Source organism: Candidatus Albibeggiatoa sp. nov. BB20 (genome assembly GCA_016744725.1).
In the GTDB taxonomy this organism is placed as follows: domain Bacteria; phylum Pseudomonadota; class Gammaproteobacteria; order Beggiatoales; family Beggiatoaceae; genus Albibeggiatoa.
Window position 1 is genome coordinate 1 of record JADGDW010000193.1, and the last position, 7,477, is coordinate 7,477.

Sequence of the window (7,477 nt, forward strand, 5' to 3'; positions counted from 1 at the left end):
TATTCCATCTCTCATATTATAAGCCATTCTTGAGTTTAGGGAGATAAATCTGTTCGCCTGAAAGGCGAAGGTTTTAACCTTATACATGGAAATAAAATATTCAATATGATGATGGCTTAAATCCGCGACAATATGTTCACGAGTTCGGCGGCGTGGTCTAGCGTTCATGATGAATGTATGAAAATTATTTAAGATATAGGATTGTAATGACTTGGACTAAGTCAAGAAAGAGATTTATTTAGGAGGTAATCAAAAAAGAAAGGGATTTCTGGTGAAAATATCTTGCCGGCACGAAGAATCGAACTCCGGACCTACTGATTACAAGTCAGTTGCTCTACCTGCTGAGCTATACCGGCGAAAGAAGTTTGCTATTATAGCGACCCATTCCAAGTTGTAAAGTTTTTTTGGCTTAATTTGATAATCGGTATAAAAATAATATCAAACGGTATTTTTAAACCCAATATGCTGTTGCTGTCATCACTTTAGACATCTGACCCATAAGCCAACGTACAGGAGCTGGCAATGGTACACCGCCTGATTTAATTGCGACGGTTGCATGATGCGCTTCGTCCTGCTTCATTTGTTCTAAAATCGCCTGACTTTTCTGCTCTTGTTGCGGCATACGCTCTAAATGTTCTTCTAAATGTTTGACAACTTGCTTTTCAGTTTCTGCCACAAAGCCCAAACTATATTTATCACCCGCAGCCCCCGCAACTGCACCAATCGTAAATGAACCGATATACCATAATGGATTCAATAAACTAGTACGCCCACCTAATTCTTCCACTCGCTTATGACACCAAATTAAATGGTCATTTTCTTCCCAAGCCGATTGCTGCATATTATTCCGTACTTCTTCACTACGTGCAGTCAATGCTTGGCCTTGATATAAGGCTTGTGCTGAGACTTCACCAGAATGATTGATTCGCATTAAACCAACCACCTCACGTTTTTCTGTTTCAGACAATTCGGCATCCATTTGCTTATCAGCAGGATTTGGCCGTGTTGTGCCCAATGGTTGTCCAAACACCGTACGCAAACCTTGATCAAAATTAATAATCAAATGATCTAAAGGGGAATATTGACTCATGAGCAAACCTCTATTTTATTTACTAAGCAGATTCATTTATAATGCATCTTATTACAGCATTTTAGATGTCCACTTCTTAGAAGTCCATTATTTCAATTGGGTAAAAATGAATGCAAGTCCTACTCGCCCAACCTCGTGGTTTTTGCGCAGGTGTTGTCCGTGCTATCGAAATTGTGGAACGCGCCTTACAACGTTATCCGCACCCCGTGTATGTTTTACACGAAATCGTCCATAACCGTTATGTGGTTGATGATTTAAAAAATCGTGGCGCTATCTTTGTTGAAACCTTAGAAGAAGTCCCTTCAGGTTCAGTATGTATTTTTAGTGCCCATGGTGTTGCCACCGCTATTGTTAAAGGTGCTGAGCAACGTAAATTACAAGTCATTGATGCGACCTGTCCACTGGTGACTAAAGTCCATAATCAAGCCCAACGTTATATTAGTAAGGGCTATGAACTGGTAATTATTGGACATCAAGGTCATCCTGAAGTTGAAGGTACACGTGGCTGTGTTAATGGTACAGTGCATATTTTGTCTACAGTCAATGAAGTAACAAATTTACAAGTTGCTGACCCTGCCAAGTTAGCTTATGTTACTCAAACTACGCTGAGTGTTGATGATACGCGTGATGTGATTGCCGCTTTAACCCAGCGTTTTCCAGCCATACAAGGCCCTGACCTTAACGACATTTGTTACGCAACCCAAAATCGCCAAAATGCAGTGAGAGTATTAACTGCAACAGTTGATATTTTACTGGTGGTGGGTGCGCAAAATAGTTCTAACTCCAATCGTTTGCGAGAAGTCGGTGCACTGCAGGGTATACAATCGTATTTGATTCAGGATGAGATGGATTTAAAACAAGAATGGTTTCAAAACAATGCTAAAGTTGGTGTTACTGCAGGTGCCTCTGCACCTGAAGTTTTAGTCAATCAAGTGTTAGGACAGCTCAAAGCATGGGGTGTCAACCAGATTGAAACCATGGATGGCGAAGAAGAAACCACCGTATTTAAAATTCCTGCCGAATTACTCTAAAAAAAAGCTAAACACATAATTATGATGAAACTTACCTCCCTTTCAGCTATTTCGCCTATTGATGGACGTTATTCTAGTAAAACTAAAGATTTACAAGAAATATTTAGTGAATATGGCTTAATTCGTTACCGCGTTTCTGTGGAAGTGCGCTGGTTACAATGGTTAGCACAACAGGATAATATTCCTGAAATTCCTGCTTTTAGCGAACATGGGGATACTGTTTTAAATAATTTGGTTGAATATTTTAATGAAGACAACGCAATACGAGTTAAGCACATTGAGAAAACCACTAATCATGATGTGAAAGCAGTCGAATACTTTTTGCGTGAAAATATCGAAGATGATGAGGAATTAGAGCAGGCTAGCGAATTTATCCATTTTGCCTGTACTTCTGAAGATATTAACAATATGTCTTATGCCATGATGTTATTAGAAGCGCGTGACAAAGTATTGTTGCCTAAAATGTCTGAGGTGATTGATAAAATTGCAGCTTTAGCACAGCGTTATCAAGATGTCCCTATGTTATCACGTACCCATGGTCAAACTGCATCACCTACGACCTTAGGTAAAGAAATGGCAAACTTTGCTTATCGTTTACATCGCCAACGTAAACAGTTGCAACAAACTGAAATATTGGGAAAATTCAACGGTGCTGTGGGTAATTTCAACGCACATTATTCAGCATACCCAAAAGTAAAATGGGCAGAGGTTTCCAAAGGATTTATTGAAAGCTTAGGTTTAACTTATAATCCGTATACTACTCAAATTGAACCTCATGATTATCTTGCTGAATTTTTTGATATTACCAATCGATTTAATAATATTTTGCTTGATTTCAGTCGCGACGTATGGGGCTATATTTCCTTAGGTTATTTCAAACAAAAAGCGATTACAGGCGAAATTGGCTCATCAACTATGCCGCATAAAGTCAATCCAATTGATTTTGAAAATGCTGAAGGCAATTTAGGTTTAGCCAATGCCATGCTGTCTCATCTTGGTGAAAAATTGCCTATTTCTCGTTGGCAACGTGATTTATCCGATTCGACGGTATTACGTAATTTAGGTGTGGGTATGGCGCATAGTATGATTGCATATGAATCTTGTCTAAAAGGCATCAGTAAAATCGAAGCAAACACGAACATTTTAGAACGTGATTTAAATAATGCGTGGGAAGTGCTAGCCGAACCTGTACAAACCGTGATGCGTCGTTATGCGATTGAAGAAGCGTATGAAAAATTAAAAGATTTAACCCGTGGACGCGGTATCGATCAAGAACGTTTACAGCAATTTATTCAAAGTTTGGATATTCCTGTTGAAGAGAAAGAACGTTTGTTAAAACTCACGCCTGCATCTTATTTGGGTAATGCAGTTGAGCAAGTTGATAAATTAAGTCGGTATTTAAGCAGCTAATTTTTAGGGAGTACAGTATTGATTGATTTTGCAAGTTTTGTACTCCCTTTAGGTCTCAAAATAATGGCAAAACAAAACCATGACTGATTTCAGCTTATTTGAAAAAGCACTCTAACAAAATTTGCAGGATATAAAATATTTTCAAGATGACACCCTTGAGCATCCTAATTCTAATCATTTGTTGTTATACCTTTATTGCGTACTTATTCTCATATAGGCTTCTATTATCTTTAACAATAAGTTTGAACGGATTTGGATAAACTCAAGCAGCAATAGCCCTGTAATTGCATAGGGAGTGAAAGTCTGGATGAGAGTTAATAGATGAGTGGCCATATATAAAATATAAAAACTTGCAATTTCTAACGGAAAAACATATAATTTCGCGCTTCAAACGACAGGCGCGTAGCTCAGTGGTAGAGCACCACCTTGACATGGTGGTGGTCGGTGGTTCGATCCCACTCGCGCCTACCAAGTATCTCATTTAAGATATTCTTTCTAACCCTTCTATATCCTAAATTCAGTGGTAATGGACGTTCACTATGCCTATCATTACACTTCCTGACGGCAGCCAAAGACAATTTGATCAACCTGTAACAATTGTTGAAGTCGCTGCTAATATCAGCAAAAGCCTTTCAAAAGCAGCCTTAGCAGGAAAGCTTAACGGCACGTTAGTAGATACGTCAACCACGATTAACGATGATGCTGAATTGGCCATCATCACTGAGAAAGACCCCGAAGGTGTAGACGTTATTCGCCATTCTTGTGCTCACTTAATGGCGCAAGCAGTCAAAGAATTATATCCAGAAACCCAAGTCACCATTGGTCCTGTGATTGAAAACGGTTTTTATTACGACTTTGCCCGTGCTGAAAAATTCACACCTGAAGATTTAGAAAAAATTCAAGCCAAAATGGAATTCATCGTCAAACAGAATTTACCTGTTGAACGTTCCGTGATGGTGCGCGAAGAAGCGATTGCGTTTTTCAAACAACAAGGTGAACAATACAAAGCCCAAATCATCAGCGATATTATTCCCGAAGGTCAAGAAATTTCACTCTATAAACAAGGTGATTTTATTGATTTATGTCGCGGCCCTCACGTCCCTAGCACCAGCAAAATTAAAGCGTTTAAATTGCGCAGCTTGGCGGGTGCATATTGGCGTGGCGATTCCAATAATGAAATGTTACAACGGATTTATGGCACAGCATGGGGCAGTAAGAAAGATTTAACCGATTATTTGCACCGTTTAGAAGAAGCGGAAAAACGTGACCATCGTAAATTAGGCAAGCAATTAGACTTATTCCACTTTCAGGAAGAAGCCCCAGGCATGGTATTCTGGCATCCAAAAGGCTGGGCGTTGTATCGCAATATCGAAAATTACATGCGTAAACGTTTAAATGAATACGGCTATCAAGAAGTCAATGCGCCTTTATTGTTAGATCGCAGTTTGTGGGAAAAATCAGGGCATTGGGATAAGTTTGCGGGCAATATGTTTACCACACATTTTGAAAACCGCGATTATGTAATCAAGCCAATGAACTGCCCTGGTCACATTCAAATCTTTAACCAAGGCCTGACAAGCTATCGCCAATTGCCGTATTTAATTGCTGAATTCGGTTTAGTGCATCGTAACGAAGCCTCTGGCACATTACATGGTTTAATGCGGGCTCGACGTTTTGTACAAGATGATGCCCACGTTTTTTGTACCGAAGATCAATTGCAAGAAGAAGTCACCAAATTAATCGATTTCACATTTTCCGTATATAAAGACTTTGGTTTTGAAGAAGTCTTAATCAAATTATCTACACGCCCAGAAAAGCGGGTTGGCAATGATGACGTGTGGGATAAATCAGAAAAAGCCTTAGAAGTTGCACTTGATAGCAAAGGTTTAGATTGGGAATTGCAACTGGGTGAAGGCGCATTTTATGGCCCGAAAATCGAATTTACTTTGAAAGACTGCATTGGCCGAACTTGGCAATGTGGCACAATTCAAGTTGATTTCTCAATGCCGGGACGTTTAGGTGCAGAATATGTAGCGGCTGATGGGTCTAAGCAAGTGCCCGTGATGATTCACCGCGCGATTTTAGGTTCACTAGAGCGTTTTACCGGTATTTTAATTGAGCATTATGCGGGATTATTCCCAAGCTGGTTAGCACCTACCCAAATTTCGGTGCTCAATATCACTGATGCACAAGCCGATTATGTGCACGAAGTGACAAAAATATTACAAAAAAATGGATTTAAAGTCGAATCAGACTTGAGAAATGAGAAAATAGGGCTTAAAATTCGGGAACATACTTTGCAAAAAGTACCTTACTTACTCGTTGTAGGTAAACGGGAAATGGAAAATCAACAAGTCGCAGTACGTACGCGTGGTGGTGAAGACTTAGGTTCTATGCCTCTCAATGATTTTATTGAAAAATTAAACGCGGAACTTACGGGCTTTATTTAGGAGGACAGATTCATCGCAGCAGAAAAAAACGCACGCATCAACGAGCAAATTAATGTTCCAAAAGTCAGATTGATTGATGCGGACGGTGAGAATGTTGGAGTTGTTTCGGTTCAGGATGCTCAAACGCGAGCCAGTGAAGCAGAATTAGACTTGGTTGAAATTTCACCAAGTGCAAAGCCGCCTGTTTGTCGCATCATGGATTATGGCAAGTATTTGTTTGAGCAAAACAAAAAACGTCAAATTGCTAAGAAGAAACAGAAACAAGTACAGGTCAAAGAAGTCAAATTCAGACCGACAACAGAAGAAGGCGACTATAAAGTTAAATTGCGTAATGCAATGCGCTTTTTAGAAGACGGGGATAAGACGAAAGTTACTATTCGTTTTCGTGGTCGTGAAGTGACACACCAAGACATTGGCCGTCAATTATTGGCACGTTTAGAAAAAGACATTGGTGAATTAGGCAATGTTGAGCAGCGTCCCAAGATGGAAGGCCGACAAATGGTGATGATTATATCCCCAAGTAAAAAATAGTTGTTGTGGTTTTTGAGAAAGGGGGCACGGAACAAGTGTTTTGTGTCCTTTGTCTTTTTTGTACCCTGCGACTTTTCATAAAAACTTTGGAGTTTAAACAAAATGCCAAAAATGAAAACCAATCGCGGTGCAGCTAAGCGTTTTAGCCGTACAGCATCAGGTGGTTTTAAGCGTGGTCAAAGCCATCGCCGCCACATTTTGACTAAGAAGTCATCAAAACGGAAACGTCAATTGCGCTCGCCAAGCATGGTGCAGGATTGTGATACAGCAATGGTTTCACGTATGTTGCCTTACGCATAGGAGAAGAGATTAAATGCCTAGAGTCAAACGTGGTGTAACAGCACACGCTAAACATAAGAAAGTCCTTGACGCTGCCAAGGGTTATCATGGTCGTCGCAAGAACGTCTATCGGGTAGCCAAGCAAGCTGTCACTAAAGCGGGTCAATATGCGTATCGTGACCGCCGTCAACGTAAACGTCAATTCCGTATATTATGGATTGCGCGTATTAATGCGGGCGCACGTGAATACGGTATTTCCTATAGTCGCTTAATTGATGGTCTAAATAAAGCGAATATCGAAATTGATCGTAAAGTCTTAGCAGAATTAGCAGTAAACAATAAAGATGCATTTGCTGCCGTTGTTGAGCAAGCCAAAGCTGCATTAGTCTAAGTCTTTTAAAAACTGCACTTTTACACTTTGTGGAAGTGTGGTTTTTCCTCCTCCTGATTATACTATTCAAACCATTCTGCTTTTCCTATATATTCTAACAATTTCTTATTTTTGAATATTCTCATCGCTATTGTTTTTATCATTTAGGTCAATGGTTCTGGCAGATTTGGGTAAACTCAAGCAGCAATAGCCCATAATTGTATAGAACCCATTTGACATCTTTAATAAAGTGTTAAACTGAAAAGAAAAGTAAGATTGGATTGAGAAAAAATGGGATATACAAGCAGCTTAACAG

The 7,477-nt window shown here is 39.7% G+C and carries 7 protein-coding genes and 2 tRNA genes; 7 read left to right on the forward strand and 2 right to left on the reverse strand.

From position 1 onward, the window contains the following. Positions 1-283 precede the first annotated feature (283 nt). Both ABXH34_RS16505 and coq7 read right to left on the reverse strand, forming a co-directional pair. Positions 284-356 (reverse strand) — tRNA-Thr (locus tag ABXH34_RS16505). Between the two features lie 95 nt (positions 357-451). Next, positions 452-1,090 carry a 2-polyprenyl-3-methyl-6-methoxy-1,4-benzoquinone monooxygenase gene (gene coq7 / locus ABXH34_RS16510; RefSeq protein WP_353572984.1) on the reverse strand — a complete coding sequence of 213 codons (639 nt, stop codon included), beginning with the start codon at positions 1,088-1,090 and terminating at the stop codon, positions 452-454. 110 nt (positions 1,091-1,200) lie between these two features. On the opposite strand from coq7, the gene ispH reads away from it, so the two are divergent. From ispH to rplT, 7 genes are all read left to right on the forward strand, one after another. Then, positions 1,201-2,121 (forward strand): 4-hydroxy-3-methylbut-2-enyl diphosphate reductase, encoded by a 921-nt coding sequence (gene ispH / locus ABXH34_RS16515; RefSeq protein WP_353572985.1) that lies wholly within the window; start codon positions 1,201-1,203, stop codon positions 2,119-2,121. Between the two features lie 24 nt (positions 2,122-2,145). Beyond that, positions 2,146-3,531 (forward strand): adenylosuccinate lyase, encoded by a 1,386-nt coding sequence (gene purB, locus ABXH34_RS16520; protein ID WP_353572989.1) that lies wholly within the window; start codon positions 2,146-2,148, stop codon positions 3,529-3,531. A gap of 396 nt (positions 3,532-3,927) precedes the next feature. Continuing rightward, positions 3,928-4,002: transfer RNA gene (locus ABXH34_RS16525), tRNA-Val, on the forward strand. A 68-nt stretch (positions 4,003-4,070) separates the two neighbouring features. Continuing rightward, positions 4,071-5,981 carry a threonine--tRNA ligase gene (thrS, locus tag ABXH34_RS16530; protein ID WP_353572986.1) on the forward strand — a complete coding sequence of 637 codons (1,911 nt, stop codon included), beginning with the start codon at positions 4,071-4,073 and terminating at the stop codon, positions 5,979-5,981. Positions 5,982-5,993: 12 nt separating this feature from the next. Continuing rightward, positions 5,994-6,512, forward strand: a complete 519-nt coding sequence (gene infC / locus ABXH34_RS16535; protein ID WP_353572990.1) for a translation initiation factor IF-3 — start codon at positions 5,994-5,996, stop codon at positions 6,510-6,512. Between the two features lie 102 nt (positions 6,513-6,614). Next, a complete protein-coding gene (gene rpmI, locus ABXH34_RS16540; protein WP_353572987.1) occupies positions 6,615-6,812 on the forward strand; it encodes a 50S ribosomal protein L35 in 198 nt (65 codons plus the stop codon). Between the two features lie 13 nt (positions 6,813-6,825). Continuing rightward, complete coding sequence (gene rplT, locus ABXH34_RS16545) at positions 6,826-7,182, forward strand: 50S ribosomal protein L20 (RefSeq protein ID WP_353572988.1); 357 nt, start codon at positions 6,826-6,828, stop codon at positions 7,180-7,182. Positions 7,183-7,477: the final 295 nt, after the last annotated feature.